Source organism: Labrys sedimenti, from assembly GCF_034424805.1.
Classification (GTDB): domain Bacteria; phylum Pseudomonadota; class Alphaproteobacteria; order Rhizobiales; family Labraceae; genus Labrys; species Labrys sedimenti.
Genome location: NZ_JAXOUF010000001.1, coordinates 1301689 through 1327085, shown reverse-complemented (window position 1 = coordinate 1327085; position 25397 = coordinate 1301689). Strand labels below are relative to the sequence as shown.

The following is a 25397-nucleotide window of genomic DNA, read 5'->3' as shown; positions in this document are numbered from 1 at the left end:
AGGCCGCCCTCTTCGCGTCTGAAGCAGTTCGATCAGGCGAGTTCTTTCGCCAGCAAATGGCGGACTTTCGCCATCAGGGCGGATTCGCCGGCCTGGGGCGGCAGGATGGAGAATTCGACGTCGGGCATGGCCGGCAGACCGAGACTGGTATCGAGAACGGCCATGCCGGCCGGTATGGCGGAACGGTTAAGGCAGGCCACGCCCAGGGCGGCGCCGAGCGCCAGATGCAGGCCGGCGACCCCGGCGGCCGAATGGGCGATCTCATAATCGATATCGCTTTGGTTGAGCGTGCGGATGACTAGGCGCTGGAGGGCGCAGGCCTCGGGAAGCACGACAAGCGGCAGGCGCTGGGCTGCATCGAGCTCGACGGCGGGAGAAGCCACCCACGACAGCGGCTCGCGGCCGAGCCGGATGCGGCCGTCTTCGTCGGACGCACTGTCCTTGTCGAGAAGGCGCATGGACAGGCCGATGTCGAAGTCGCGACGGTTCTCGATCATCAGGCTCTGGCGGGTCGCGACATGCAGCCTGAGCTGCGGATAGCGCTCACGCAAGCGCTTGAGCAGGAGCGTGATCGTCGCCGGGCGGAAATAGTCAGTGATGGCCAGGCGCAGATCTCCGGTGAGCGGCATGCCCATGACATCGCGGAAAGCCTCCTCGCTGAGTGCCAGCAGCCGGCGTGCATGTACGACCAGACGCTCGCCGGCTGGCGTGAGGCTGGCACCGAGCTTGCCGCGCACCAGCAAGGGCACGCCGCAATGCTGCTCGAGCTTGCGCATCTGCTCGCTGACGGCCGATTGCGAGCGATGGACCCGTGGCGCCGCCGCCGACAGGCTGCCTGCCTCGGCGATGGCGACGAGGGTCTGCAGGAGATCGAGGTCGAAAGGGCGCATTTATCCATCCATTTTTCTGATGGATGATATCATATATTCCCGATTTTCCGATTGGAAGCATGCCCTTATACAACCGTGATCCGCGTTGAAGGAGCCGACGGCCCGTCGGAGTTTCGAATGTCTAGTCTACGACTGTATATGTTCCAGTCCGGCACCCAGCGCTGCAAGCTGCACCACATCAAGATGAACCAGGGCGAGGGAGCCGACTACGAGATCCCGGTCCCTTGGTTCCTGGTGATGCATCCGGAAGGCGCGGTGCTGATCGACGGGGGCCTGGCGGCGGAAGGCCTTGCCGATCCCAGAGCCTATTGGGGCGGCAGCGTCGAGGTTTTCCGCCCGGTGATGACACCGGAGCAAGGCTGCCTCGCCCAGCTCGAAACTCTCGGCATCCGGCCCGGCGATATCCGCTTCGTGCTGCTCTCGCACCTGCATTCGGATCATACTGGTGCCGTCGGGCGCTTTCCCAATGCCACCCACATCGTGCAACGCCGGGAATATGAATATGCCTTCGCTCCGGACTGGTTCTCGGCGGCCGCCTATGTCCGCCGGGATTTCGACCGGCCGGACCTTGCCTGGCAGTTCCTGGAGGGCGAGGCCACGGACGACTTCGACCTCTATGGCGATGGCGCCATCCGGATCCTGTTTACGCCGGGCCATTCGCCCGGCCACCAATCCGTCATGGTCGATCTTCCGCACAGCGGGCCGTACCTGCTGGCGATCGATGCCGCCTATACCTGGGACCACTGGAACGAGAAGGCACTGCCAGGCCTGATGAGCTCGGCCAGCGACGCGGCGCGCTCGGTACGCAAGCTGCGTTTTCTCGCCGACCGGATGGGAGCGACGGTGGTGCCGGGCCATGATCCCGAGGCCTGGGCCGGTTTCAGGCAGGCGCCCCACTTCTACGATTGATACCGCTCGCTTCGGCAAGCGCGCCCGCTCAGGCCTCCAGCGCCTGGGCGAGGTCGGCGATCAGGTCCTCGGCGTTCTCGATGCCGACACTCAGCCGGATGGTGGCGTCGGTCACGCCGAGCTGCGCCCTCAGCTCGGCCGGTACGCCCGAATGGGTGGTCGAGGCGGGATGGCTGGCGAGGGACTCGGTGCCGCCGAGGCTGACGGCGAGCTTGAACACTTTCAGCGCGTTGAGCATCCGGAAGGCCTCGGCCTGGCCGCCCTTGATCTCGATTGAGAAGGTCGAACCTGCACCGGTGCATTGCCGCTCGAATACCCGGCGTGCCGGACTGTCCTCCGGCAGCGCATGCAGGGCATGCACGGCGACGACGCCGGCATGGGCGGCCAGGAAGTCGGCGACGGCCACGGCATTGCGCGCGGCGGCCTGCATGCGCAGCGACAAGGTTTCGAGCGAGCGGCCGAGCATCCAGCAGGTGTGGGGATCCAGCTGGGTGCCGACGGCGCTGCGCAGGGCTCGCACCGGCTTCAACGCCGTTTTGCTGCCGATCGCCGCGCCGGCGATGAGATCGCTGTGGCCGCCGATATATTTGGTGGCCGAATAGACCACGATATCGACGCCATGGCCGAGAGGCCGCTGGAAGAGCGGCCCCAGCAGCGTGTTGTCGCAAATGATCACCGGGCGTGCACCCTGCATGTCGGCAATGCGATCGGCAACGGCGCCGACGAGGGAGAAGTCGACCAGCGTGTTGACCGGATTGGACGGGGTCTCGATCAGGATGACGCTGACCCGGCCTGTCGCCATCGCCTTGTCGGCAGACTGATTGATCGAAGCGACATGAAGCCCGTCGATGAAGCCCGCATGCCCGATGCCGAAATCGGCGAGGGTACGAGCGAGCAGTGTCTCGGTGCCGCCATAGAGCGGCTGGCTGTGCAGCACGACATCGCCGGGACGAGCATAGGCCAGCACCGCCATGGAGATGGCGGCCATGCCCGAGGAGAACAGAAGGGCGGCTTCGCCGCCTTCATAGATGGCGAGGCGGTCCTCGACGATCTCGGTATTGGGATGGTTGAAGCGCGAATAGACCAGCCCGGCCGCGCTGCCGGCGGGCGGGGCGCGTCGGCCCGAGGTGTAGTCGAAGAAATCACGCCCGTCCTCGGCCGACTGGAACACGAAGGTGGAGGTGAGAAACACGGGCGGCTTCACCGAACCTTCCGAGAGGGCCGGGTCATAACCATAGCCCAGCATCAGGGTCTCGGGATGCAGGGCGTGGTTGTTGAGCATATGTTTGTGGCTGCGATCGACGGCCATGACCGGCTCCTTTCACGTGTGACGTCGGAAGCGGTGGTGTGGCGCGTATGGTGCGGTCGGCCATGAAGTCTGTCAAAGGGAAGGAGTCGATCGCTGGAGCGATCGACTCCTTCGGCGAATTGGGAGGGCATCAGGACCTCGATTTCGTTGCCAGGAAGGCTGCAACGACGTCGGGTGCTTCATGCCGGCTCAATACTCGACGACGCCATCGAGCGCGTAGTGTTTGATGGTCTTCCGGTTGGCGATCAATTCGTCGATCGTGGGTTCACCGGTCATGGCACGACGGATGGCGAGCTTGGTCGCCTCGTAGTTGGTGCGATAGAGGTCGGCCTTGTCGAGATTGGGGTCCGCCGGGCAGCGCGGATCGAGCCAGATCGTGATGATGATGCAGATCTTGTCTGTCTGGTCCTTCGGCAGTACGCCCTCGATGACGCAGTCGACGATCGCGTCGCCGGTCGCTCCTTGAACGACGCCGCCGAGAAGCTCGACATAGGCGGCATTGTGGATCGTCACCTTCGTCGTCATCATGGTGGCGGGACGGACGAGCTGGTTGAGGTCACGCACCACGAACATGCGGGTATGTCCGACCGTCTGGCCGAGCATGGCGGCGAAGCCGTGGCCGACCGGCCCGTCGACGGAGCCGATCAGCACTTCCGGCATGGCGTCCGTGTATTGGCCTTCCTTGGCGAGCACGGTGGCTTCGCCGGTGCGAAAGATGATGTCGGTCAAGTCACTGCTCCTGTTCCGGTCTCAATCGGCACGATGAGATCTTTCTGCGGCAGCGGATGATGGGCCGGCGGTCCTGAAAACCGCAAGCCTCGGGGCTTGTGAAAAAAGGACGCATAGTTGTTCTCGGGAGTCGGGTAGCCTGGCTCCAAGCCCGCGTTGTGACGAGTTCTCGCGACAATTGGTGGTTCCGTCGATCACAAGGCGCTTTGGCGCTATGGCCGCAGTTCCAACCTCGTGGCGGTTCCCTTCGTCTTTGCGAGTCGAGCGAAGCAATCCAGTCTTTCACGCATGGCACCAGCTGGATTGCTTCGCTCGACTCGCAATGACGGTCGAGCAAGAGGACCATGATTGTAGCTCTAGCCTGGCAGGCCGAGTTCCGCCCGTACCTTTTTCGACAAGCCGCGGGAGACGATGAAATGCGACTGGCGCAGATAGTCGCGCAGTTCCTCGTCGCTCAGGCCTGGCTCGGCATAATGCTGGATCCACTTCATGCCGCGCGAAGCCAGATAGGGGGCGGGACGCAGGCCGGGCTGCTCCCTGAGCACCTCATAGGAGATCTCGCTCACCTTGAAGGTGTAGCGCGGCTCGCCGTCCTGCTGGCCGCCGATGGCGAAGACCTTGCCGCCGACCTTCCAGACATGGGCTCCGCCCCATTGCACCACATGGCTGGTGGCGGGCAGCGCGCCGCAGAAGGCGTTGTACTCCTCGTGGGTCATGCCGCCAAAGCTGGGAGCTTGCGGATCGCCACCTTGTTGTCGTGGAAAGCACCGCCGCCGACGGGCGCGGGCGCATCGGCCCCCGTCAGGGTGTTGATGCCCTTGCCGTCCTCATAGGCGCTGTTCGGCCAGATCGACTCGGCCACCAGCACGCCGCGACGCAGGCCCTCGAAGAGCTTGGCGTGCAGGCGGACCCTGCCGCGCGGGCTTTCAAGCTCGACCTTGTCGCCATCCTCGATGCCGTGGGCGGCGGCATCGTCGGGATGGATCAGCACATCGGGCCGTTCCTCCTTGGCGAGCGAGGTCGGGGTTTCCGTGAAGCTCGAATTGAGGAAATTCCGGGCCGGGCTGGTGGTCAGGCGGAAGGGGAAGGCCTCGTCCGCCAGCTCGATCGCCGTCCAATGATCGGGGAAGGCGGGCATGTCATGCACCGGCCCGAACTTGGCGGGCGCCGCATAGGGGTTCTTCGGCCAGTCTGCCTTGAGGCGGAACTTGCCGTCAGGCCAGCCGAAACCCTTCAGGAAATGAGCGTCCTCGAAAGGCTGCTGCACGTCGAGCCAGCGCTTTTCCTCGAGCTCAGCCAGCGTGCCGCGCTTGGAGGCCTGGAGGGTGCGGTCGATCAACTCGCGCGGATCCATGGCGAAGGCGGGATGTTCGGCGCCGACGCGGGCAGCGATGGCGCTGATCACCTCGTGATTGTTGCGGCATTCGCCCGGCGGTTCGATCAGCTTGGGGCCGAGCAGGATGTGCTGCTGCCCTCCGCCCTGGTAGACGTCGTCATGCTCGACGAACATGGTCGCCGGCAGGATGATGTCGGCCATGCGGGCGGTATCGGTCATCACCTGCTCATGTACGACGGTGAAGAGGTCCTCGCGGGCAAAGCCCTGCTTCACCTTGTCCTGGTCGGGCGCGACCGACATCGGATTGGTGTTCTGGATCAAGAGCATTTTCACCGGGCCGCCGCCGCACAGGGTTTCGGCATCGCCGGTGAGGATGGCGCCGATACGCGTCTGGTCGAGCTCACGGACCTTGGGGTCGCGCACGTCCAGGCCCTCGATCAGCGTCTTGCGCCAGCCGAACATACCCGAATTGGAGTGCAGCGCGCCGCCGCCCTCATATTGCCAGGCGCCCATCACCACGGGAATGGCGCTGACCGCATGCATCGAGGCCGCGCCGTTGCGCGAGCGGGCAAAGCCATAGCCGAGGCGGAAGAAGGTCCGGGGCCGCTCGCCCAGCAACTTGGCCAGGGCCTCGATATCGGCCACCGGCACGCCGGTGATGTCGGAAGCCCATTGCGGCGTGCGGCTGGCGAGATGGGCTTCGAATTCGGCGGGATGGTCGGCGAATTTGGCGAGGTAGGCCCGGTCGGCATGGCCGTCGCGGAACATCACATGCATGAGGGCGCAGGCAAGCGCCCCGTCCGTACCGGGCTTGAGGATGATCTTGACGTCAGCCTGCTGCATGGTGGCGTTGTCGTAAACATCGACGGCCACGATCCTGGTACCGCGCTTCTTGCGGGCGGAGGCGGCGTGGGTCATCACATTGACCTGTGTCACCACGGCATTGGTGCCCCACAGCACGATGCAGTCGGACTGGGCCATCTCGCGTGGGTCAGTGCCGGTCATGCGGCCATGGCCGGCAAGATAGCCGGACCAGGACAGCGACGTGCAGATGGTCGAATACTGGCCCGAATAGCGCTTGGCATTGCGCAGGCGGTTGATGCCGTCGCGCATGACCAGGCCCATGGTGCCGGCATAGTAATAGGGCCAGACGCTTTCGGCCCCGAAATCGCGCTCGGCGGCCAGCATGGCCTCGGCGGTGCGGTCGAGCGCCTCGTCCCAGCCGATGCGTGTATACTGGCCAGATCCCTTCGGGCCGGTGCGCATCAGGGGGTGGAGCAGGCGATCCTTGTGGTGCACGCGCTCGGCATAGCGGGCGACCTTGGCGCAGATCACGCCCTTGGTGAAGCTGTTGTCGGCGGCACCATAGACCCGCCCCATGGTGTTGCGGTCGAGCACCTCGATCTCGAGGGCACAGGTCGAGGGGCAATCATGCGGGCAGGCAGAGGCCCTGCGGATCGGGCCAAGCGGTTTGTTCATCGGGATCTCGTCATCTCACCGTCGCATCGTAGGGCGAGGAGGCCGTAAGAGCCAGCCTTGCGTGCAGGCATTGCGAGAATTGATCGATCCATTCACACGGGGAATGGCTCGCATGCGCATCATCCCGGCAGGGCGCGGGCGGCCTCCAGCACCTCGGCGACATGATCCGCCACACGCACCTTGGACCAGACGCGGACGACGATGCCCTTGCCGTCGATCAGCAAGGTCGTGCGCTCGATGCCGAGATAGGTGCGGCCATACATCTGCTTTTCGCCCCAGACGCCATAGGCGTTGAGCATGTCGAGGCTTTCGTCGGAGGCGATTGCCGTGGTCAATCCGTGCTTTGCCACGAATTTCTGCTGCTTGCGCACAGGATCGTGCGAGATGCCGAGCAATTCCGCGCCCGCGGCGGCGAAATCCGCTTTGGCCGCCGAGAACTCCACGGCCTCACGCGTGCAGGCCTGGGTATCCGCCTTGGGATAGAAGAAGATCACCAGTTTGCGGCCACTGAAGTCCTCGAGCCGGACGGTGCCGCCATCGGCGAGGGGGAGGGAAAAGGCGGGAGCGACCTCGCCGACCTGCAGGGGATGCATATGCCTTCCTTTTGGCAAAATGGTACGTCAGAGCACAATCGTGTATGTTTCGGGACAGGCGCGGTCCAGGCCGTTCTGCATCCGGGCACTCGTCTCTCGCGATGGATTGCCCCGATGCGTGTTTGCCCAGCGTATCCTGGGATAAGACGATTTGGAATTGTCGGCTTATCTCAACAATTTGCATCTTCATCCTACTGCGTCTCCTTAACGGTACGGCAACCTGGGTGAGGCCATCATCTCGCCGGCATTGCCGTGGGGCATGAAGGATTTATCGCAAGGGGCTGGCGAATCGTTGATGGCGAGGGACGCACATAACGCAGTGCATGAAGCGACGGCTGCCGCCGATGAGCAGGTATCCCTGGAGACCGCTGCTGACCAGTTGCCGTACGACCATCCTGTGGAAGAGCCACTGGCGGATCCTTCGCCCCGGCGGCGGCCTGGCAGCGGCCGCGTATTGCTGCGCAGCGCCGTCTCCGTGGCGGCCACGGCAGCGGTGGTGGTCGGGGCTGCCATCGGCATCTTCTACTGGCGGCTCGGCAATGGTCCTCTATCGCTGCCCTTCATCACCCAGACCGTGCATCAGGCCATCGCCGCCAAATTACCGCCGGGCTATCGTCTCAGCCTGGACGATGTCGCGATCGAACGACGCCCGGAAGGGTTGATTGCGATGATCCGCGGTGTGACCGTGAGGGATCATGACGTCGTGATCGCCTCGGCGCCGCGTATTTTTGCCGGTTTCGATCTGGCGTCTCTGCTGCTTGGCGATGTCACGGCCCGTTCGATCGTGGTCGAGGGGGCGGCGGCAACCGTCAATGTCAGCATCGACGGCCGGTTCACGCTTCAGGCCGGCGTCGACAGCCCGGCGCCTGCCACGGGCGGAGCCCTTTCGCTTGCGGCAGTCCTAAACGGCTTCGACACGATGATCGCCTCGATCGGTTCCATCGACAGGGTCGAGCTGCGCGACGCCGCGCTGGCGGTGCATGACCAGGCGATCGGCCACGACATCGTCCATCGCGGTATCGACCTGACGGTCCGCCGTACCGCCACGGCCGGTGGCCTGTCGGTGGCTCTTGCCGCTGCGGGTGGTTCCATCAATGCCACCACGGAAGGTGGCGACGGCGAACCGCGCTCGATCGACATCAAGGCCAGCAATATCGGTGTCACCGAACTCGTGGCGGCGCTGGCGCCGAGCGTCGAGCAGCCATCGGTCAAAGCCTCCTTCGATCTACTGGCTCGTGCCAGCATCAATCCCGATGGTTCCGTCGAGATGGCGCGGGTCAATATCACCAGCGCCGGGGGCAGCTGGAATGTCGAGCCGAAGGAGCCTCCCTTCGTTTTCGACGGCGCTCAGATGAGCTTGAACTGGGACAAGACGGTCGGTGCCGTCCAGATCGACCAGGCGATGGTCAAGTCGGGCGAGGGCATCCTGGATTTCAAGGGAAAGGTCATTCCGCCTTCCGATGCGACGGGGCCGGTGTGGACCTATGGCCTGCAGGCGCCGAACGTGCTGCTGGCCAGCCGCCGCGAGGAACGTCCGCCGCTGAAGCTCGACCGTATCGACCTTGCCGGCCGCTATGATCCAGCCACCAATCGCCTCAGCCTGGACAAGGGCGAGGTGCTGGGGCCGACAGTCGCCATCGATTTCAACGGTGCCGTCGGCTTCGGCGGCAAGACCCCGGCGATCGACCTGACCGCAAAGGCCAAGACCCTGTCGGCGGTGGCCTTGAACCGGGTATGGCCCGTCTTCTCGGTACCCGAGGTCAAGATCTGGCTGGAAGACCATATCAAGGCTGGTGTCGTCGATGGAGCGACGCTCAAGCTCGCCATTCCGCAAGGGGCGTTGGCTTCGGTCAATGGCAAGACGCCGCCTCTGCCGGACGAAGCTCTTTCGGGCTCGGTGCCGATGTCGAAGGGCATCGTCCAGATCATCGATACGCTGCCGCCGATCAGCGACGTCGAGGGCAGGGTCGATTTCTCCGGACGCCATCTCATCGTCAGTGTCGACAGCGCGGTGGTCGAGACCGGTGACACCGGCACACTCAACCTCGCCGATGGGTCCTATAAGATCGACGATTTCGCCCTGAAACCGCCGAACCAGTCCGCGGTCTTCGGGGTGAAGGGCCCCGCGCAGGCCGTGGCCAGGCTGATGACCATGCCGCCGCTGGCCGATGCCGCAAAGGGCATGGATATCAGGCCAGATGAGGTCAACGGCACTGCCGATCTCAAGGTCAAGCTCGACCTGCCGCTGATCGACCATCCTCGCCCCGAAGACATCAAATATGCGATCACGGGCGGCGTACAGGGAATGTCGATCGATCATGTCGCCGGCAGCAGCCTGCAGAGCGGCACGATGAAGCTCTCGCTCGAGCCGGGGCTGATGCTGCTCACCGGCAAGGGTGTGTTCGATGGGCTGCCGGCCAATTTCGACCTGCGCAAGGCCGAGGGCCAAGAACCGCAGACGGCCCTCAGCGTCATCCTGGACGACGCCACGAGGAAGCGGAAGGGCTTCGATTTCGGGGATGCACTGACGGGGCCCATCCAGGCCGACATCCATCCGGTCGCCGATCCGCGCGACCCGCGCTACGATGTCGATATCGATCTGGCCGCCGTGCGTATCAAGGACCTGCTGCCGGGCTGGCAAAAGGCGGCCGGCGTGCCGGGGCGGGTCAGTTTCAGTTGGGACCCCGCCGACAAGGGCGGCGGCACGCTCGACAAGCTGACGGTGGAGAGCGGATCGGTGTCGCTGCGTGGCACCGTGACGCTCGGCCCGGACAACAAGCTGCGCAAGGCGATGATGGATGTGATCAGCCTGTCGCCGGGTGATGATTTCCAGGGCGTTTTCGAACCACTCGGCAATGGCTGGAAGGTCTTTGTGCGCGGGAACCGGCTCGATGCCCGCCCTCTGCTGTCGATGCTCCAAAAGCGTGCCAAGGGCAGCAGTGCCAGCACCAGCATCAATGCCGATATCAGGGTCGGCCAGGTGGTCGGCTTCAACGACGAGTCCCTGGCCGATCTCGGCCTGATGCTCGACAGCAAGGGTACGACGATCCGCAAGCTCGATCTCAGCGGCAGGCTGGCCAACGGCCAGGTCACCGCCTCGCTGGGCAATGAGGGGGGCAGCGGCAATCTGGTCACTGTGCAGTCCACCAATGCCGGCGCCGTCATGCGTTTCCTGGATCTCTACACCCGCTTGCGTGGCGGGGCGCTCGGTGCCCGCTTCTCGCCGGTGATCGACAATATGCGCGGCCGCCTGGTGATGCGCAGCTTCTCGGTGGAGAACGAGACCGCCCTGGGGCAATACCGCGACACGCTGAAGAACGCCGGCAAGCTGTCTTCCTACGCGCCCGGGAGCGGCGACTCCGCCCAGTTCACCAGGCTCGAACTCGCCTTCACCCGGACAGCCTCGCGGATCGGCATCCTGGACTCGGTCGTCTGGGGACCCGACGTCGGCGTCAGCCTGTCGGGCGCCCTCGACTACGGCACGGACAGGGTCAACCTCACCGGCACCTTTGTGCCCGCTTATGCCCTGAACAACATCTTCTCCAAGATCCCGCTCATCGGCGGTCTGCTGAGCGGGGGCCAATATGGCGGCCTGTTCGCCATCAACTTCAAGGTGTCGGGCCGGATCAACGCACCGGTGCTCACGGTCAATCCGCTCTCGGCCATCGCGCCCGGTTTCCTGCGCAAGATCTTCGAGTTCCAGAAGCAGGCCAATTGAGGAGACCCCGGCGTCTCGTTGACCTTGCGGGTTCAGCCGCGCCGAAAGGGCAATTGAACCAGCAGGGTCAGGAAGGCGAAGACCAGGCTAACCACGACGCCGGACGAAAGCATGGCCAATTCCGTCGCCGGCATGATGACCGCGGTGACCACGGCAAGGCCGCAGGCGCCGCCGACCTGCAGCGAACTGTTGAGGAGGCCGGCGGCAAGGCCCTGTTCCTCGTCGGCGACGCCGCTGGTCCCTGCGACCATCAAGGCCGAGATGCTGAAAGCAAAGCCAAAGCCCCAGAGCAGCGAGACCGGCAGCAAGAGGGTCCACAGGTCCGGCTCGGGACCGAGGCGAAGTGCCAGCAGATAGCAGGGCACGAAGGCGGCGAGGCCGACGACCAGGGTACGCGCCACCCCGAACCTGTCGATCAAGCCGCCGAGCCTGGGACCGATCGCAACCACCATCAAGCCCGCCGGCAGCAATACGAGCGCCATCTGCCAGGGCCGCCAGCCGAGGAGGTTCTGCAAGTAGAGGCTGAGCAGGAACTGGAAGCCCATGGCACCGCCATAAAGCAGGGCGGCGCTGGCATTCGCGGCCACCAGCTTGCGGTTGCGGAACAGGCCGAGACGGATCAGGGGTGCCTCGACGCGGCTCTCGATGGCGGCGAAGCCAGCCAGCAGCAGAGCCGCGGCAACGAGGCCACTGAGGGTCCATGGCGACAGCCAGCCGATTTCGGCGGCGAGGACGAGCGCGAAGACCAGGGTGAGCATGCCAGCGACCAAGGTCAGCGCGCCGCCGAGATCGAGCCGCATTGGCCGGTCGGAGCGCGGGTCGGCGGGCACATAGCGCAGCGCCGCCCACAGGATCAGCACAGCTATGGGTACTGGCAGGATGAACACGGCCCGCCAGTTCAGCGTGGCGAGCAGGCCGCCGATCAACAGGCCGGAGGAATAGCCGGAGGCCTCGAAGACGTTGAAGATGCCGAACGCCTTGTTGCGCTGGGGACCTTCGGGAAAGGTGGTCGTCAGCAGCGACATCGCTGCCGGTGCGGTGAAGGCTGCCGCCACGCCCTTGACGAAACGCGAGGCGATCAGCAGGGCGGGATCGCTGGTGAAGGTACCGAACACAGAAACGAGGATGAATACGGCCATGGCGGCGACCAGCATGCGACGCCGGCCGAACAGATCGGCACAGCGCCCACCCAGGAGCAGGAAGCTGCCGAAGGCCAGGATATAGGCGCCGGCCAGCCATTGCGCGGTCGCCGCGCTCAAGCCGAATTCCCGCTGAATCTGCGGTATCGCCACCACGATCATGGAGACGTCGAGGCCATCGAGCAGGATCACCCCGCTGGAGACGAGGAGGACGATCCACAGGCGTGCCGACCAGCGAAACGCCGCGCCCGGACCTGACGAGGAAGCACGCGCGAGATCATCCGGACTGGTCTCGCCAGGGGCGGTATTGACGGACATGAGGTCACTCCAAAACGGAGCATAAAAGCCGGTTGTCGCCCAGCTCCAGGCTCCCTGATTGTCAAGTTTGACTGTCATGGCCGATTGATAGGATATTGAAAAACGAGTAATTCTCGATAGAACATCAAAATTGGCTTGAAGATTGATGGCGCGCACAATGCCGGGGACTCGAGCCCTGAAGATCTTCGAGGCGGCCGGCCGGCATCTCAACTTCACCCGCGCAGCCGAGGAGGTCGGCCTGACGCCGGCCGCCGTCAGCTATCAGATCAAGGAGATCGAGGATCGGCTTGGCATCGTGCTTTTCACGCGGACCAGCCGCAGCATCCAGCTTACATCTGCGGGAGGCCTATTGTTCGAGGCGGTGGGCGAGGCACTGGCCGGTCTGCAGCGCGCCGTCGCCCGGGCCAGCAGATCGCAGCGCGCCTCGGCGCAGCTCTGCCTGTCGCTTGGCGCGCGTTTCGCCACCAACTGGATGCTGCCGAGATTGCCAGCCTTCCACGCTGTCCATCCCGAACTGAAGCTACGCTTCGACATTACCGACGAGGTCCGCGATTTCGAAATCGACGATATCGACCTGGCCATCCGTTTCGGCGACGGAAACTTTTACGGGCTGAGTTCGGTGCGGCTGTTCGATACGGTCATGGTGGCAGTCTGCAGTCCGCGGCTGCTCGAAGCCGGCCAGCATTTTAAAACGCCGACGGATCTGATCGGCCGCACCCTGTGCTATCGCGATTGGCGCCGGCGCGATCTGACCTGGCCGGATTGGCGCATGTGGATGGCGGCTGCCGGTGTCGATACGTTCGACGAAAGCGCCTGCGTCGCCTTTGCCGATACCAGCCATGTCGTACAGGCCGTGATCGATAGCGGGGCAATCGGTCTGGCCGATCTTGCCATGATCGCCAATGATATCGCCGAAGGGCGACTGGTGCGTCTATTCGACATCGAGGTCCCGGTGGCAGGAGACCAGACCTATCATCTCGTCTATCCGCACGAGCGCAGCGAAGATCCTGCTATCCTGGCCTTTCGAGACTGGATGCTCGAAGCGGTCGAAGCGCAACAGCGTACCTTGCCGGGCAGGACTGGTGGCAGGCCGGTGAGCGCGTGATGCTCGTTTCAGAACCTGTAGCGTAGCAGCCGGCCGATGCGGCCGAGCGCAGGAATGGCCCTGAAGAATGGAATGACCGTGCGAGCCGACAGGGACATTCTGGCGATCTGGGCGGCATGATAGCCCTGCCGACCGTAGGAGAGCAGTTCCTGCATCAGCTTGAGGCGCGGCACCTGGCGTTCGATCTCATGGGCATCGTCAAGGCTCCAATGCACCTGCGCACCGGTGACGCGAACCGAGTGCTGTTTGCGGATCAGGCGCAGGCCAAGACGATTATAGGCATCGAAGGCGATCTCTCCGGTGGGGAAGTGCCCAGTCAGCCGGGCGAGCAGCGGGATGGCTTCATCGGCCTGCAGATAGGGGAACATGCCTTCGGCGATGATCAGCGCTGGGCGGCCTTCGGGCATGATCGTTGTGAGCCAGGCGGGATCGGTGACGGAGGTTCCGATCAATTGGTAACCTGCGCGCTCGGGATAGAGCCTGCGTCTGAGTTCGACGACTTCGGGATAGTCGACATCGAACCAACGCACGCTGGCCGGTGGATCGAGGCGGAAGACACGCGAGTCCAAGCCGCAGCCCAGATGCAGCACAATCGCCTCGGGGTGAAAAGCGAGGAAGGCGCGGGCCCAACCATCCAGGATGTGGGCGCGCATCGCCAAACCGATCATGAGGTCGCGGTTGATGCCGAGGCGGGAGAAATCGTAATCGATCCGATCGATCGCCGAGGCCGCGAAGTGGTCCTGCAGGAGCGAGTCGGACAGGCGGCTTTCCTCGCCCTTGGCGTAGAGGGTGATGAGAAGGGTTTCCTTCTCCTGGCTCAGAGAAACCTTTTCCATGGCTCGCGCACGCTATGGGAGAGCCGGTAAAACCGCTTGCGGGCTATCCGAGCACCAGCGCATGGCATCAATGCCGCGAGAGGCGTCTGGCATTGGCCCGGACGCGCCGCTGGGCCGGCTGGGCTGCCGCGACGGCGACGGACATCAGGCCGGAGGCCAGATCATGCACATCCGCTTTGCCGAAGGCGGCACGCAATCCCAGTTGTGCCATTTCGTCGGTTGCCGCAACCGCACCTTCCGCAAGGGCCTCGAACTTCTCGGTCACCATGCGGCTGGCTTCGATCAGATTGTCGGGGTGGGGCCAGAATGGCAGCGTTGCCAGGATGGGCATACGATGGCCGATGGTGACGGCGCTGGCTTGGCTGGTTTCGAGGGCCGAAGACATGGCCCGAATGAACATCACCTGGAATGAGAGCATGCAGCCTCCGATTCCCGGCTAGTTTGGGCCGATATGCCGCCAAGGGCAAGCTTGATGGTTGGAAGTCGTCGTGGCGGAGGGAGGCGGCCGGCCTCCCGTGCCACGTGATCCGTGCTATCCCAGCCGCCGCCAGGGCTTGAGCTTGTCGGGCTTTGTCCCATCACCGCCGGTCGGCTGGTAGCGCGTGTGCGAGATCGGCACCTTGCCGGCTTCCAGCGCGGCGACCGTCGGGGCGTTGCTGATGTCGAGGGCGTCGAAGCCGCAGCGGATCATATAGGCGATGCGATCGAACAGGATGTCGCCGACGGCCCTGAGCTCGCCGGCGAAGCCGTAGCGTTCCCGGGCAATGCGCGCCAGGGAGAAGGCCCGGCCGTCGCCGAATTTGGGGAAGGCGAGGGCCAGCAGCGGCAGGCTCGGCAGGGCGTCGGCCAGCAGCTCGATGTCGTCGGCCGGCTGCAGCACCACCCCGACCGGGGCGTTGCGGGTGGCAAGGCTGTCCTTCTCGGCCAGGAAGCGCTTCAGCGAGACGATGACGGCCCCGTCCGGCAGGGCCTCTTCGTCGCCGGCCAGCTTATAGATGTCAGCCTCGAATTGGCCGTTCTTCCAGAGGGGCACGCGCGTCTCCTAAATCCCTACGCAAAGCGCAGGCTTCTCAACGGTATGGAAGCTATCTCTTAGATACCACTTCCGGCCTTTTCAGGCGAAACATGAATGCCGCACTCGACCTTGGACTTGCCGCGCCAACGTCCGGCGCGGGCATCCTCGCCTTCGGCGACGCGGCTGGTGCACGGCATGCAGCCGATCGAAGGATAGCCGTCCGCCACCAGGGGATGAGGCGGCAAGTCATAGCGTTCGAGATAGTCCGCCACGTCCTTGGTGGTCCAGTCCGCGAGCGGGTTGACCTTGATGCGCCCGGCATCCGCCTCGAAAGGCAGCAGGGCGGCGCGGGTCGAAGCCTGGTGGCGCTTGCGCCCGGTGATCCAGGCCGAGAAAGGCTCCAGCGCAGTGTCGAGCGGGTCGACCTTGCGGATCCAGCAGCACATATCGGGATTGCTATAGGCCAGCAGCCGGTCCGGGTCTTCCTGCTGCACCAGCACCTGGCGCGGCGAGGCCGTGCGCAGATCGGTAAGGCCGAGCCGGCGGGCGAGTTCGTTGCGATAGAGCAGGGTCTGGCTGAACAGCCGGCCGGTGTCGAGGAAGATCACCGGCGTGGCGCGATCGATCTCCGCCACCATGTGGAGGAGGGCAGCCGATTCGGCGCCGAAGCTCGAGACGAGGGCGATGCCACCCTTGTAGAGCGACAGCGCCGCGCGCAGCACGGTCTGCGCATCGGCGTTGTGATACTGCGCCGCCAAAGCGAGCGCCTGCGCTTCCGGATCGATGGCTGGGCTGGCCAAGCCGACGTTCATCGGAGCGTCCGAAAAATCAAGCACGCTGTCCATAGAGTGCCTCCTTGAAGGGCGGCAGGCCGACACGGCGCACCGCCTCCAGGAATGTTTCCTGTGGGGAGAGACGCAGGTCCAGATAGGTGTCCACCACCTTCTCGACCGCGTCGACGATACCATCGGCGCCGAAGCCGGGGCCGACGAGCTCACCGATCGAACAATCCTCGCGGGCCGAACCGCCCAACGTGATCTGGTAGTTTTCCACGCCCTTGCGGTCGACGCCGAGAATGCCGATCGCCGCGACGTGATGGTGGCCGCAGGCATTGATGCAGCCCGAGATCTTGATCGGCAGGCTGCCGATCTCCGCCTGGCGTGCGGGCGAGCCGAAACGCTCGGACAGGCCCTGCGCGATCGGAATGGCGCGGGCATTGGCGAGCGAGCAATAGTCGAGGCCCGGGCAGGCGATGATGTCGGTGATCAGCCCCTCATTGGCGGTGGCGAGGCCCGCGTCCTGCAGCACCGCGAACAGCGCCGGCAGGTCGTCGAGCTTCACATGCGGCAGCACGAGATTCTGCAGATGGCTGATGCGGATCTCGCTGAGCGAATAGCGGTCGGCGAGATCAGCCACCAGGTCCATCTGGTCGGAGGAGGCGTCGCCCGGAATGCCGCCGATCGGCTTGAGCGAGATGGTGGCGATGCCGTAGCCCGACTGCTTGTGGGCATGGACGTTCACGGACACCCAATGCGCGAAATCGGCATCCTTCGCCTTGGCCTTGTCGAAGACCGGTGTCTCGCCGATGGTCTCGAACGGGCCGGCGACGAAATACTGCTGCATCGCTGCTACCGAATCCGGCGTCAGCTTGAGGGCACCGTCCTTGATGCGCGCGAACTCGGCTTCGACTTCCTCACGGATCGGGTCGAGGCCCTTTTCGTGCACCAGGATCTTGATACGCGCCTTGTACTTGTTGTCGCGGCGGCCCTCGAGGTTGTACACGCGCATGATCGCCTCGGTATAGGTGAGGAGATCCGCTTCGGGCAGGAAATCGCGCAAGGCCTTGCCGACCATGGGGGTGCGGCCCTGGCCGCCGCCGACGAACACACGGAAGCCAATCTCGCCGGCTTCGCTGCGCACGATCTGGTAGCCGATGTCGTGGACCTTGACCGCAGCCCGGTCTTCCTCGGCGCCGGTGATGGCGACCTTGAACTTACGCGGCAGATAGGACAGCTCCGGATGGGCCGTCGACCACTGGCGCATGATCTCGGCATAGACGCGCGGATCGGCGACCTCATCGGCGGCGGCGCCGGCAAAATGGTCGGCCGTGACGTTGCGCATGCAATTGCCGGAGGTCTGGATGGCATGCATCTCGACATCGGCGAGGGCCTGCAGCACGTCCGGCACGTCCTTGAGGGCGATCCAGTTGAACTGCAGGTTCTGGCGGGTGGTGAAATGGCCGTAATGACGGTCCCAGCGGCGGCCGATGGTCGCGAGGGTGCGCAATTGCTTGGAGGACAACGTGCCATAGGGCACCGCGATCCGCAGCATATAGGCATGCAGCTGGAGATAGACGCCGTTCATCAGCCGAAGGGATTTGAACTCCTCCTCGGTGATGTCGCCCTTGATGCGGCGCTGCACCTGGTCGCGGAACTCGGCGACCCGCGCGTTCACGAAGGCGTGGTCGAACTCGTCATAACGGTAGAGGGCACCCATTATTCGGCAGCCTCGGCGAGTTCGGTCTTGGGCAGATAGGCGATGGTCGGCCCGAGCGCGCGGATGGCCTCGCGCAGCTTGGCGGGACGGGGCTTCTCGCCGCTGACATCGAGCTCGACGGCATAGATCTCGACCACGTCCTGCTCATTGGCAGCGGCGGTGACGCTGGCAAGGATTGCATTGGCAGTGGCCTGATCGGGTTCGATGGCGCTGTCGGCCACGTCGAGCGACCAGTTGCCATTGGGGGTGCGGAACACCACACGCCCATCCTTGAGGCGGTTGGCTGTGATAGCGAGCGGCATGACGAAAAACCCCTTTTTGGAATTCGTCCACGATATCGGTTCTCGCGCGCAATTTGTCAAATAGATTTCAATACAAAAAAATAATGTAATTTACGGCGACTAAAGAAATTCGATATATCGATCAATGTGATGGCTAAAAAGGCATGCATCCTGGGCAACGCTGATCGGCGGTCATGCAACCTTGCGGCGATAGGAATAACGGCTGATTTCTGTAGAAAAGGCGAGCGAGCGGTAGAGAGACCGGCCGGCATCGTTGCCGGCCACCACGGGCAGGCAGGCCCCGTTCGCACTCTGATCGTCGCGAGCCCAGGCGAGCAGGGCGCTGACGGCATTGTAGGCATGGCCCTGGCGCCTGAAGGCGGGATCGGTCGCCACCGCGTTGATGCAGACGATGCCGTCATGCACCGCGCCAAAGGCCAGCGCCGCGGGGCTGCCGTCATGGGCCGGCGACATGGCATATCCGGTCGGCACGGCCACCGCGCCGAACAGAGCGCGAGCATGGGCGGCGGTCGCATCGGAGAACTTCTGAAGGCGGGCATGAGCCCCGAACCAGGTATCGTCAAGGCCGGGTCGCACGAAGGCCGTGCCGTGCTCGCCGTGGGGCGGTGCGGCAGCGAGGTCGCGATAGAGCACGCAAGTCTCATCCTCGCCCGGGCCATATCCTGCCTCGTCTAAAGCACTCCCGATATCCTGCGACGAAACATTAGACAGGCGAAAAATGGTTGGCAGGCCGTGATGGGTGTAAAGTGCTTCGGCTGAGCGAATCTGGTCTCCCGGCTGTCGCAAGCCGGGGCAGAGGAGACTGATTGAGTTGGCCCGCCTGGTATGTCCGTGGGAGAAGCGCAGCAGCCAGCCGTCGAGCCATATCGTCTTCAAGGCTGGCCAGCCGTTCAGGCATGCCTCTTCCACCCGCCGCGCCAGCACGTCCTTGTTGTCTGCCATGGTTGTATGCACTGCCTGCTCGTTGAATCCTTGATCGTCCGCGCGTAGGGCGCCGGTGAGGCGCGTCTCTCGATGCCGGACCACTTATCCTTTTGTAGCCCAGGCTTGACCGGTTGGTCGACTTGAGCTTTGCGGCAAGCTGCCCCTACAAGGCTGGCTACCCAAGGCGTGTCGTGGGTCATGGATCATAGCCAGACCATGGACCCACGACACGCCCTGGAGCGTCTGGCGCTTGAACGAACTCGCCTGGAATCGCAAAGACGCTCCAGCCAATCCGTTGGATCGGCTTGGAAACAAGGAACTGGGGCAGACGAGCGTTCAGTCGTGAACGCGCTTTGCTCCAGCGCATTGACGTTTATCGGAGCTTGCCATGTTGCGTCTGGACCCCCGCCATACCGCCCTCGTGATGATCGATCTGCAGAATTGGATCGTGGGCCGGCCGGTGGCGCCGCATTCGGGTGGGGATGTCATCGAGCGGTCCCTGCGCATCGGCAAGGCGCTGCGCAAGGCGGGCGGTACGGTGATCCTGGTGCGCGTGGCTTTTTCCGATGGTTATGGCGATGTGGTGAAGGTTCCCGTGGATGCGCCCCTCATCCTGCCAGAGGACAAAATGCCTGCGGAGGCGGTCGCCTTCGATGAGAGGATCAACCCGTCAAAGGCCGATGTGGTGATCACCAAGCGCCAATGGAGTGCTTTTCACGGCACGGAACTGGATCTGCAATTGCGTCGCCGCGGCATCGATACCGTCATTATCACCGGCATCGCCACCAATTTCGGCGTCGAGGCGACGGCACGCGATGCCTTTGCCAACAACTATGCCGCGATCGTGGTGGAGGACGCCACCAGCAGCATGACGGCGGAGATGCATCGTTTCTCGATCGATCATGTCCTGCCGCGCGTCGCCCGCATCCGGTCGAGCGCGGTGATCATCGATGCCCTTAAGGAAGCCATGAAGGATTGAGGGCGCCTGATCGTGCGACCTCGCTCCCTGGCGGTTGTCTCGGACCCTGAAAGCCGATGCGAGCGCCTCGTTCCGCTCGATCATAGTTCTGATCCGCCAGCGAGACGGGATATCAGCTCCTCGGTCAGCCGATCGGCGGTGTTCGGATCGGTGACGTCCATCAAGGGGATGTCGTGCCGGATTGCTGATTCGATGAAGGCATCGTTCTCGCGAACGGACCGTTCCGCGAACTTGTCGATGGCGGTTTTGGTCCGCTCTTCTCGCTGAATGTAGCGGCTTTCTCGTTCGATGCGTTCCCGCAGGGCCCGTGGCTCGATGTGAAGACAGATGGCCAAGGTGTCGCCAATTTCCCAGTCGGGAAGATAGTCCGGCCGGAGGGCTGCTCCTTCCAGGATGAAGCCGCCGCCTGCCTCGCGCAGGGCCTTTATCCTGGCCTGGATGATCGGCCGCATATTCTCGTGGTGGACCAGGAGAAACCAGTGAATGGCGTCGTCTGTCAGGCGCAGGTAGAATTCCGTGACCGGATCCGGCACGCCGGTCCAGGGACGACCCGGATGGCGTCCCAACTGGTCAGTTGACGTCACGGACCATCCGATTGCTCCGCCGATGCGAGCGGCACAGGTCGATTTGCCGACATGGGAGGTGCCGAGCAGGAGCAGGGCAGGCGGTCTTGTCGTCATTGATGCGGTGTCGCGTTTGATGGGCGCGATATCTTTATCTCGGGCCCGGCCGTCCCGCCTCCCACAATATCGAGAAGAGCCGGGCGGGAAAACCGCTCGACGATAAAATCAAGGAACACCCGAACCTTCGGTACGAGGTGGCGCTTCGACGGATAGATGGCGAAGATCGCCGTCTCCACCCCGGACCAGTCAGCCAGAGCCTGCTGCAGGCGGCCGCTGCGCAGGTCGTCTTCCACATAGGTGCGGGGAATGAGACTGAGACCGAAGCCGGCCAGCAGCGCCTCGCGCACCGCAACGCTCGATGTCACCTTGTAGCGTCCCTTGATCGGCACGCCGACGGTTTCCCCGTTCCTGGCGAAGGTCCAATGATTGACGTGACCTGACAGGCTGAATTGCACGCAATTATGCTGGCGCAGATCGTCCGGGACGGAAGGCAGGCCCGCCCGCGCGAAATAGGACGGAGCTGCGCAGACGATATGGGGAACGGCCATCAACTTGCGGGCGACCAGGCTGGAATCCTCCAGGATGTCGCTGCCACGAATGGCGACGTCATAGCCTTCCCTGATGATGTCTATCCGGCGGTCGTCCATGTTGAGGTCCAGCGACAGGCCAGGATTGGCATCGAGGAAGGCCGGCAGGGCAGGCGTGAGATGGCGGAGCGCCATGGTCATGGGGGCGCTGACACGCAGCAGCCCGGTCGGTGCCAGCATGAGCGCACCGATGGAAGCACCGGCATCGTCGATATCGTCGAGAATCTGGCGCACGCGCTCATAATAGAGCGAACCCGCCTCGGTGAGGCTCATGCGGCGGGTGGTGCGGTTGAACAGGCGTACGGAAAGATGGGCCTCGAGCTCGCCGACATTCTTGCTGATCGCCGCCGGCGACAGCCCGAGGGCGCGAGCCGCCTCGGCGAAGCTGCCACGCTCGACCGCCTGGCGAAAAGCCTTGAAAGCCGTCAACTGGTCCATCGATTGAATACCATTGGTCGTGAATATCATAATCTGATGGCATATTATCACTTGATGGTGGAGGCATAAATTCACTGCATCGATCGCGGCATGCGATTCCGTTTCATGATGCAGGTACGCCATGACCATTCTTGCCCAGATCCCCGTTGCCGAGGCCTCGATGATCGAGGCTCATTGGAAATCGACGATCGAGAACCGGGTTTCGGCCAATCATTTCGATCCTTCGCATGTCCTGTCCGAGTTGGAGATCGGCGAACTGGTCAGGCTGGCGACGCTGGCTCCGTCCGCCTACAATCTGCAGAACTGGCGTTTCATCGCGGTGCGCGAGGCGCAAGCCAAGGCACGCCTGCGTGAAGCCGCCTATGGCCAGGCCAAGGTAAGCGAGGCGGCCGTTACCTTCATCGTCTGCGGCACCTCGGCGGGCAGCGTCGATCTTGACGCGAGGCTGCGTCCGTCGGTCGAGGCGGGCCTGATGCCGGCCGGCATGGCGGAAGGCTGGGTAGAAGCTGTGCGCCGGCAGTTCGCGGGCAACGCCCAGGCCGAGCGCGACGAGGCGATCCGCTCCGCCAGCCTCGCAGCGGCCACGCTGATCCTGGCGGCGTCCGCTTTCGGCCTTGCCTCCGGACCGATGACGGGCTTCGACGCCGAGGCGGTCAGGAAAGAATTCAGCCTCCACCCGTACGAGATTCCGGTGATGCTGGTCGCCGTCGGCCGGGCGGCTGACGGCAACTGGCGCCAGAAGCCGAGGCGACCCCTGGAAGAGGTGATGGTGCTGTCATGAGCAGTCTCAGTCAGGCCTCCCCGGGCGGTATCATGGGCTATGGCCGCTCTTTCGACGTGCTGCTTACGGCGATCGCGCCAACCGTGTGGGGCAGCACCTATATCGTCACCACGCAGCTTCTGCCTCAGGGCTATCCCATCACCGTGGCGATGCTGAGGGCGCTCCCCGCCGGCCTGCTGCTGCTGGCGCTGGTCCGGCAATTGCCGACGGGACAGTGGTGGTGGCGCGTCGTGCTCCTGGGTGCCCTGAATATCGCCTTCTTCCTGACCATGCTGTTCATCGCGGCCTATCGGCTGCCCGGCGGCGTGGCGGCCACCATCGGCGCCATCCAGCCCCTGATCGTAATCTTCCTGACCCGCGCCGTGCTGGGCACGCCGGTGCGGCTGGCGGCGATCGCGGCGGCGCTGGCGGGCCTCGCCGGTGTCGCCCTGCTGCTGATCGCTCCCAGGAGCGTGGTGCTGGATCCCGTCGGCATCCTTGCGGGCCTCGCCGGGGCGGTCTCCCTGGCGCTGGGCACGGTGATGAGCCGGCGCTGGCAACCGCCGGTCTCGACCCTGACCTTCACGGCCTGGCAACTGACGGCGGGCGGCGTTCTTCTGATACCGGTGGCGTTCTGGCTCGAGCCGCCTTTGCCGGCGCTCAGCCTGCAGAATATGGCCGGCTTTGCCTATCTCACTCTGATCGGCGCAGCGCTGACCTATATGCTCTGGTTTCGTGGCATCGCCAGGCTGGGCCCTTCGGCCGTGGCTTCCCTGAGTTTCCTCAGTCCTCTGACCGCCGTCGTGCTGGGCTGGGGCCTGCTCGGCCAGTTGCTCACCCTGCTGCAGCTTCTTGGCATGGCGGTGGTGATCGGCAGTGTTTGGCTGAGCCAGAAGGTCCAGGCCGGAGCTGGGAAGTAGGGAAAGGTCATCCCGCACGCATTGCAGCACGAAGTGATGCGATGCAGATGCGGGACCGCGTCATAGTACCGGATTTGGTGAGCGGTCCCGTGTCTGCGAAGCAGCATTTCATGCTGCATCGCGCACGGGATGACCTCCCCGGTCAGGTCGGAACCGGCGCATCCTCGCGCAGCAGGCCCTCGGCCTTGAGGTCGTCCCAGAGTCCCGCCGGGATCTTGGCACCCATGATCTCGGCATTGCGGGTGACTTCCTGGGGCGACTGGCCGCCGGGAATGACGGAAACCACTTGGGGATGGCCGAGCGGGAATTTCAATGCGGCCTCGACCAGCTTGACGTGATGGGAGGCGCAGACCTGCTCGATCCGGGCGACGCGGTCGAGGATCGCGGGGGGCGCCGGATCGTAATTGTAGAATGCACCGGGGCGCGGGCCCGTCGCCAGGATGCCGGAATTGTAGGGGCCGCCCAGCACGATGCCGATCTTCTTCTCCGCGCAATAGGGCAGGAAGCTGGTGAGGGCGTCCTGTTCTAGCAGGGTATAGCGGCCGGCGAGCAGGAAGACGTCGAAATCGCCGGCTCGCGCCAGGGTCTCGGCCACCTGCCATTCATTGATGCCGGCACCGATCGCCTTGACGGTGCCCTCGCTGCGCAACTGCTCGAGCGCGCGATAGCCACCCTCCATCAGTTCCTTGATGCGCTGGTCGGAAGCCTCCTTCGAGCCATGGGTGAAGATGTCGACATCATGGGCGAGCAGCACGTCGATGGTGTCGATGCCGAGGCGCTCGAGCGAGAATTCCACTGAGCGCATCACCCCGTCATAGGAATAGTCGTAGACCTCTCGGCGTGACGGGGTGTCGAAGAACTTGCCGATGCCGGTACGCTGATCCGGCGGTACGACCTTGAGCAGGCGCCCGATCTTGGTGGAGAGCACGTAGTCCTCGCGCTTGCGCCGGCGCAGCAGGGGATTGAGGCGCGTCTCGGCGAGGCCGAGCCCGTAGAGCGGCGCAGTGTCGAAATAGCGGATGCCGGCGTCCCAGGCCGCGTTGACGGTGAGGGCGGCGACGTCCTCGTCGAGAGCGCGGTAGAGATTGCCGAGCGGAGCGGTGCCGAAGCCGAGCTCGGTGAAGGGGATTACCGCACCGGAACGGCTGGTATGCTTGCGGATGGCGAATTTGCTGTCGGGCGATTTGTTGGTCATGGCCTCTCTCTTCACAGATCTTCGAACAAGGTGGGGTTTCCGGCGGCTAAGGCCACCAGTTCCGTGATGACGGAATCGAGATGCGCCTCCATGGCGCTGGCCGCGGCATCGGCGTCACCGGCCCGCAGGGCCGTGACGATGGCCTGGTGATCGACCAAAGTGAGGGCTATGTGCCGGGGCGAGGAGAGCAGGCGGCGGACGCGATCGAGATTGGCGCGGGCCGCCTCGACGGCTGCCTTGACGCGGGCGAAGCCGAGGGCGTCGAGCAGAGTGAGATGGAATTCGAGGTCGAGCAGGTGAAAGCCGCGACGGTCGCCGGCCTCGGCCGCCGCCTGCTGATAGCGCAGATTGCGCTCGAGCGTCGGCAGGAGCCTGTCATCGTGGTCAAGGGCCAGGCTGCGAACCGCCTGCGATTCCAGCGCGCGGCGGATGAACATGCTCTGGCGCACTTCGGCGAGGCGGATACGCGACACGCGGGTGCCGCGCTGCGGCAGGATCTCCACCAGGCCCTCGCCCTGCAGGCGGGCCAGGGCCTCGGAGACGGGAAAACGCGATACGCCCAGCCTTTCGCAGAGGGCTGATTTGTCGATGTCCTCGCCCGGCGCGAGCTCGAAGCCGATGATGGCTTCCCTCAAGACGGCCAGGACGCGCTCCGTCGTGCCGCCGCGGCCCGTGAGGCCGAGCGGCTCGAGGAAGGCATAAGAGGCTTTGACCGCAACGTCTGACATGCTAACATGTTAGCAATGCCCGTTGGCTTTGCCTAGAGCAAAGCGCGGTTTCTCCGAACCGCACTTTTT

General features: G+C 64.2%; 24 protein-coding genes. 6 read left to right on the top strand and 18 right to left on the bottom strand.

The window, feature by feature from the left end:
* Positions 1–32: 32 nt before the first annotated feature.
* On the bottom strand, positions 33–890 hold the full coding sequence (locus U1R88_RS06325) for a LysR family transcriptional regulator (RefSeq protein ID WP_322430456.1): 858 nt from the start codon (positions 888–890) through the stop codon (positions 33–35).
* Between the two features lie 117 nt (positions 891–1007).
* Between U1R88_RS06325 and attM the strand changes: the two genes are divergently transcribed.
* Positions 1008–1799, top strand: a complete 792-nt coding sequence (gene attM, locus U1R88_RS06320; protein WP_322430455.1) for an AttM family quorum-quenching N-acyl homoserine lactonase — start codon at positions 1008–1010, stop codon at positions 1797–1799.
* A 28-nt stretch (positions 1800–1827) separates the two neighbouring features.
* Here the strand turns inward: attM and U1R88_RS06315 are convergent, their stop codons facing one another.
* From U1R88_RS06315 to U1R88_RS06295, 5 genes are all read right to left on the bottom strand, one after another.
* Positions 1828–3108, bottom strand: coding sequence for a cystathionine gamma-synthase family protein (locus tag U1R88_RS06315; protein ID WP_322430454.1), 1281 nt, complete (start codon positions 3106–3108; stop codon positions 1828–1830).
* Positions 3109–3297: 189 nt separating this feature from the next.
* Entirely contained in the window at positions 3298–3837 is a 540-nt protein-coding gene (gene fae / locus U1R88_RS06310) for a formaldehyde-activating enzyme (protein WP_068289909.1), read from the bottom strand.
* A gap of 356 nt (positions 3838–4193) precedes the next feature.
* Entirely contained in the window at positions 4194–4553 is a 360-nt protein-coding gene (locus tag U1R88_RS06305; RefSeq protein WP_322430453.1) for an MmcQ/YjbR family DNA-binding protein, read from the bottom strand.
* Entirely contained in the window at positions 4550–6652 is a 2103-nt protein-coding gene (locus tag U1R88_RS06300) for a molybdopterin-containing oxidoreductase family protein (RefSeq protein ID WP_322430452.1), read from the bottom strand. The genes U1R88_RS06305 and U1R88_RS06300 overlap by 4 nt, the downstream gene beginning before the upstream one ends.
* 119 nt (positions 6653–6771) lie before the next feature.
* A complete protein-coding gene (locus tag U1R88_RS06295) occupies positions 6772–7245 on the bottom strand; it encodes a peroxiredoxin (protein ID WP_322430451.1) in 474 nt (157 codons plus the stop codon).
* A gap of 295 nt (positions 7246–7540) precedes the next feature.
* Between U1R88_RS06295 and U1R88_RS06290 the strand changes: the two genes are divergently transcribed.
* Positions 7541–10963, top strand: coding sequence for a YhdP family protein (locus U1R88_RS06290; protein WP_322430450.1), 3423 nt, complete (start codon positions 7541–7543; stop codon positions 10961–10963).
* Positions 10964–10995: 32 nt separating this feature from the next.
* On the opposite strand, the gene U1R88_RS06285 is transcribed toward U1R88_RS06290, so the two are convergent.
* Complete coding sequence (locus U1R88_RS06285; RefSeq protein WP_322430449.1) at positions 10996–12420, bottom strand: MFS transporter; 1425 nt, start codon at positions 12418–12420, stop codon at positions 10996–10998.
* A gap of 157 nt (positions 12421–12577) precedes the next feature.
* Here U1R88_RS06285 and U1R88_RS06280 point away from each other — a divergent pair, with 157 nt between their 5' ends.
* A complete protein-coding gene (locus U1R88_RS06280) occupies positions 12578–13525 on the top strand; it encodes a LysR substrate-binding domain-containing protein (protein ID WP_322430448.1) in 948 nt (315 codons plus the stop codon).
* Between the two features lie 8 nt (positions 13526–13533).
* On the opposite strand, the gene U1R88_RS06275 is transcribed toward U1R88_RS06280, so the two are convergent.
* From U1R88_RS06275 to U1R88_RS06245, 7 genes are all read right to left on the bottom strand, one after another.
* Positions 13534–14361, bottom strand: coding sequence for a class I SAM-dependent methyltransferase (locus U1R88_RS06275; protein WP_322430447.1), 828 nt, complete (start codon positions 14359–14361; stop codon positions 13534–13536).
* 67 nt (positions 14362–14428) lie between these two features.
* A complete protein-coding gene (locus U1R88_RS06270; RefSeq protein ID WP_068289929.1) occupies positions 14429–14779 on the bottom strand; it encodes a hypothetical protein in 351 nt (116 codons plus the stop codon).
* A 114-nt stretch (positions 14780–14893) separates the two neighbouring features.
* A complete protein-coding gene (locus U1R88_RS06265; protein WP_068289930.1) occupies positions 14894–15394 on the bottom strand; it encodes a DUF934 domain-containing protein in 501 nt (166 codons plus the stop codon).
* A 59-nt stretch (positions 15395–15453) separates the two neighbouring features.
* On the bottom strand, positions 15454–16221 hold the full coding sequence (locus U1R88_RS06260) for a phosphoadenylyl-sulfate reductase (RefSeq protein WP_322430446.1): 768 nt from the start codon (positions 16219–16221) through the stop codon (positions 15454–15456).
* Positions 16205–17872, bottom strand: a complete 1668-nt coding sequence (locus tag U1R88_RS06255) for a nitrite/sulfite reductase (protein ID WP_322430445.1) — start codon at positions 17870–17872, stop codon at positions 16205–16207. The genes U1R88_RS06260 and U1R88_RS06255 overlap by 17 nt, the downstream gene beginning before the upstream one ends.
* Positions 17872–18174, bottom strand: coding sequence for a DUF2849 domain-containing protein (locus U1R88_RS06250; RefSeq protein WP_068289934.1), 303 nt, complete (start codon positions 18172–18174; stop codon positions 17872–17874). Before U1R88_RS06250 ends, U1R88_RS06255 begins: the two co-directional genes overlap by 1 nt.
* A gap of 171 nt (positions 18175–18345) precedes the next feature.
* Complete coding sequence (locus tag U1R88_RS06245) at positions 18346–19116, bottom strand: GNAT family N-acetyltransferase (protein WP_322430444.1); 771 nt, start codon at positions 19114–19116, stop codon at positions 18346–18348.
* Positions 19117–19486: 370 nt separating this feature from the next.
* On the opposite strand from U1R88_RS06245, the gene U1R88_RS06240 reads away from it, so the two are divergent.
* Positions 19487–20077: a hydrolase gene (locus U1R88_RS06240; protein ID WP_322430443.1), complete on the top strand. Its 591-nt coding sequence runs from the start codon at positions 19487–19489 to the stop codon at positions 20075–20077.
* Between the two features lie 80 nt (positions 20078–20157).
* On the opposite strand, the gene U1R88_RS06235 is transcribed toward U1R88_RS06240, so the two are convergent.
* Both U1R88_RS06235 and U1R88_RS06230 read right to left on the bottom strand, forming a co-directional pair.
* Complete coding sequence (locus U1R88_RS06235; protein WP_322430442.1) at positions 20158–20610, bottom strand: hypothetical protein; 453 nt, start codon at positions 20608–20610, stop codon at positions 20158–20160.
* A gap of 143 nt (positions 20611–20753) precedes the next feature.
* A complete protein-coding gene (locus U1R88_RS06230; protein ID WP_322430441.1) occupies positions 20754–21725 on the bottom strand; it encodes a LysR family transcriptional regulator in 972 nt (323 codons plus the stop codon).
* 121 nt (positions 21726–21846) lie between these two features.
* Between U1R88_RS06230 and U1R88_RS06225 the strand changes: the two genes are divergently transcribed.
* Both U1R88_RS06225 and U1R88_RS06220 read left to right on the top strand, forming a co-directional pair.
* Positions 21847–22506 carry a nitroreductase family protein gene (locus tag U1R88_RS06225; protein ID WP_322430440.1) on the top strand — a complete coding sequence of 220 codons (660 nt, stop codon included), beginning with the start codon at positions 21847–21849 and terminating at the stop codon, positions 22504–22506.
* On the top strand, positions 22503–23405 hold the full coding sequence (locus U1R88_RS06220; protein WP_322430439.1) for an EamA family transporter: 903 nt from the start codon (positions 22503–22505) through the stop codon (positions 23403–23405). Before U1R88_RS06225 ends, U1R88_RS06220 begins: the two co-directional genes overlap by 4 nt.
* A 142-nt stretch (positions 23406–23547) precedes the next feature.
* Here U1R88_RS06220 and U1R88_RS06215 read toward each other — a convergent pair whose 3' ends face one another.
* Together U1R88_RS06215 and U1R88_RS06210 are read right to left on the bottom strand one after the other, a co-directional pair.
* Positions 23548–24600, bottom strand: coding sequence for an aldo/keto reductase (locus tag U1R88_RS06215; RefSeq protein WP_322430438.1), 1053 nt, complete (start codon positions 24598–24600; stop codon positions 23548–23550).
* Between the two features lie 11 nt (positions 24601–24611).
* Positions 24612–25328: a GntR family transcriptional regulator gene (locus tag U1R88_RS06210; protein ID WP_322430437.1), complete on the bottom strand. Its 717-nt coding sequence runs from the start codon at positions 25326–25328 to the stop codon at positions 24612–24614.
* Between the last annotated feature and the right edge of the window lie 69 nt (positions 25329–25397).

What these genes read in the sequence shown, in the direction of transcription:
- U1R88_RS06325 (WP_322430456.1), bottom strand. Translation starts at nt 890, where the DNA reads ATGCGCCCTTTCGACCTCGATCTCCTGCAGACCCTCGTCGCCATCGCC.
- attM (WP_322430455.1), top strand. Translation starts at nt 1,008, where the DNA reads ATGTCTAGTCTACGACTGTATATGTTCCAGTCCGGCACCCAGCGCTGC.
- U1R88_RS06315 (WP_322430454.1), bottom strand. Translation starts at nt 3,108, where the DNA reads ATGGCCGTCGATCGCAGCCACAAACATATGCTCAACAACCACGCCCTG.
- U1R88_RS06305 (WP_322430453.1), bottom strand. Translation starts at nt 4,553, where the DNA reads ATGACCCACGAGGAGTACAACGCCTTCTGCGGCGCGCTGCCCGCCACC.
- U1R88_RS06300 (WP_322430452.1), bottom strand. Translation starts at nt 6,652, where the DNA reads ATGAACAAACCGCTTGGCCCGATCCGCAGGGCCTCTGCCTGCCCGCAT.
- U1R88_RS06295 (WP_322430451.1), bottom strand. Translation starts at nt 7,245, where the DNA reads ATGCATCCCCTGCAGGTCGGCGAGGTCGCTCCCGCCTTTTCCCTCCCC.
- U1R88_RS06290 (WP_322430450.1), top strand. Translation starts at nt 7,541, where the DNA reads ATGGCGAGGGACGCACATAACGCAGTGCATGAAGCGACGGCTGCCGCC.
- U1R88_RS06285 (WP_322430449.1), bottom strand. Translation starts at nt 12,420, where the DNA reads ATGTCCGTCAATACCGCCCCTGGCGAGACCAGTCCGGATGATCTCGCG.
- U1R88_RS06280 (WP_322430448.1), top strand. Translation starts at nt 12,578, where the DNA reads ATGCCGGGGACTCGAGCCCTGAAGATCTTCGAGGCGGCCGGCCGGCAT.
- U1R88_RS06275 (WP_322430447.1), bottom strand. Translation starts at nt 14,361, where the DNA reads ATGGAAAAGGTTTCTCTGAGCCAGGAGAAGGAAACCCTTCTCATCACC.
- U1R88_RS06270 (WP_068289929.1), bottom strand. Translation starts at nt 14,779, where the DNA reads ATGCTCTCATTCCAGGTGATGTTCATTCGGGCCATGTCTTCGGCCCTC.
- U1R88_RS06260 (WP_322430446.1), bottom strand. Translation starts at nt 16,221, where the DNA reads ATGGACAGCGTGCTTGATTTTTCGGACGCTCCGATGAACGTCGGCTTG.
- U1R88_RS06255 (WP_322430445.1), bottom strand. Translation starts at nt 17,872, where the DNA reads ATGGGTGCCCTCTACCGTTATGACGAGTTCGACCACGCCTTCGTGAAC.
- U1R88_RS06250 (WP_068289934.1), bottom strand. Translation starts at nt 18,174, where the DNA reads ATGCCGCTCGCTATCACAGCCAACCGCCTCAAGGATGGGCGTGTGGTG.
- U1R88_RS06245 (WP_322430444.1), bottom strand. Translation starts at nt 19,116, where the DNA reads ATGGCAGACAACAAGGACGTGCTGGCGCGGCGGGTGGAAGAGGCATGC.
- U1R88_RS06240 (WP_322430443.1), top strand. Translation starts at nt 19,487, where the DNA reads ATGTTGCGTCTGGACCCCCGCCATACCGCCCTCGTGATGATCGATCTG.
- U1R88_RS06230 (WP_322430441.1), bottom strand. Translation starts at nt 21,725, where the DNA reads ATGGACCAGTTGACGGCTTTCAAGGCTTTTCGCCAGGCGGTCGAGCGT.
- U1R88_RS06225 (WP_322430440.1), top strand. Translation starts at nt 21,847, where the DNA reads ATGACCATTCTTGCCCAGATCCCCGTTGCCGAGGCCTCGATGATCGAG.
- U1R88_RS06220 (WP_322430439.1), top strand. Translation starts at nt 22,503, where the DNA reads ATGAGCAGTCTCAGTCAGGCCTCCCCGGGCGGTATCATGGGCTATGGC.
- U1R88_RS06215 (WP_322430438.1), bottom strand. Translation starts at nt 24,600, where the DNA reads ATGACCAACAAATCGCCCGACAGCAAATTCGCCATCCGCAAGCATACC.
- U1R88_RS06210 (WP_322430437.1), bottom strand. Translation starts at nt 25,328, where the DNA reads ATGTCAGACGTTGCGGTCAAAGCCTCTTATGCCTTCCTCGAGCCGCTC.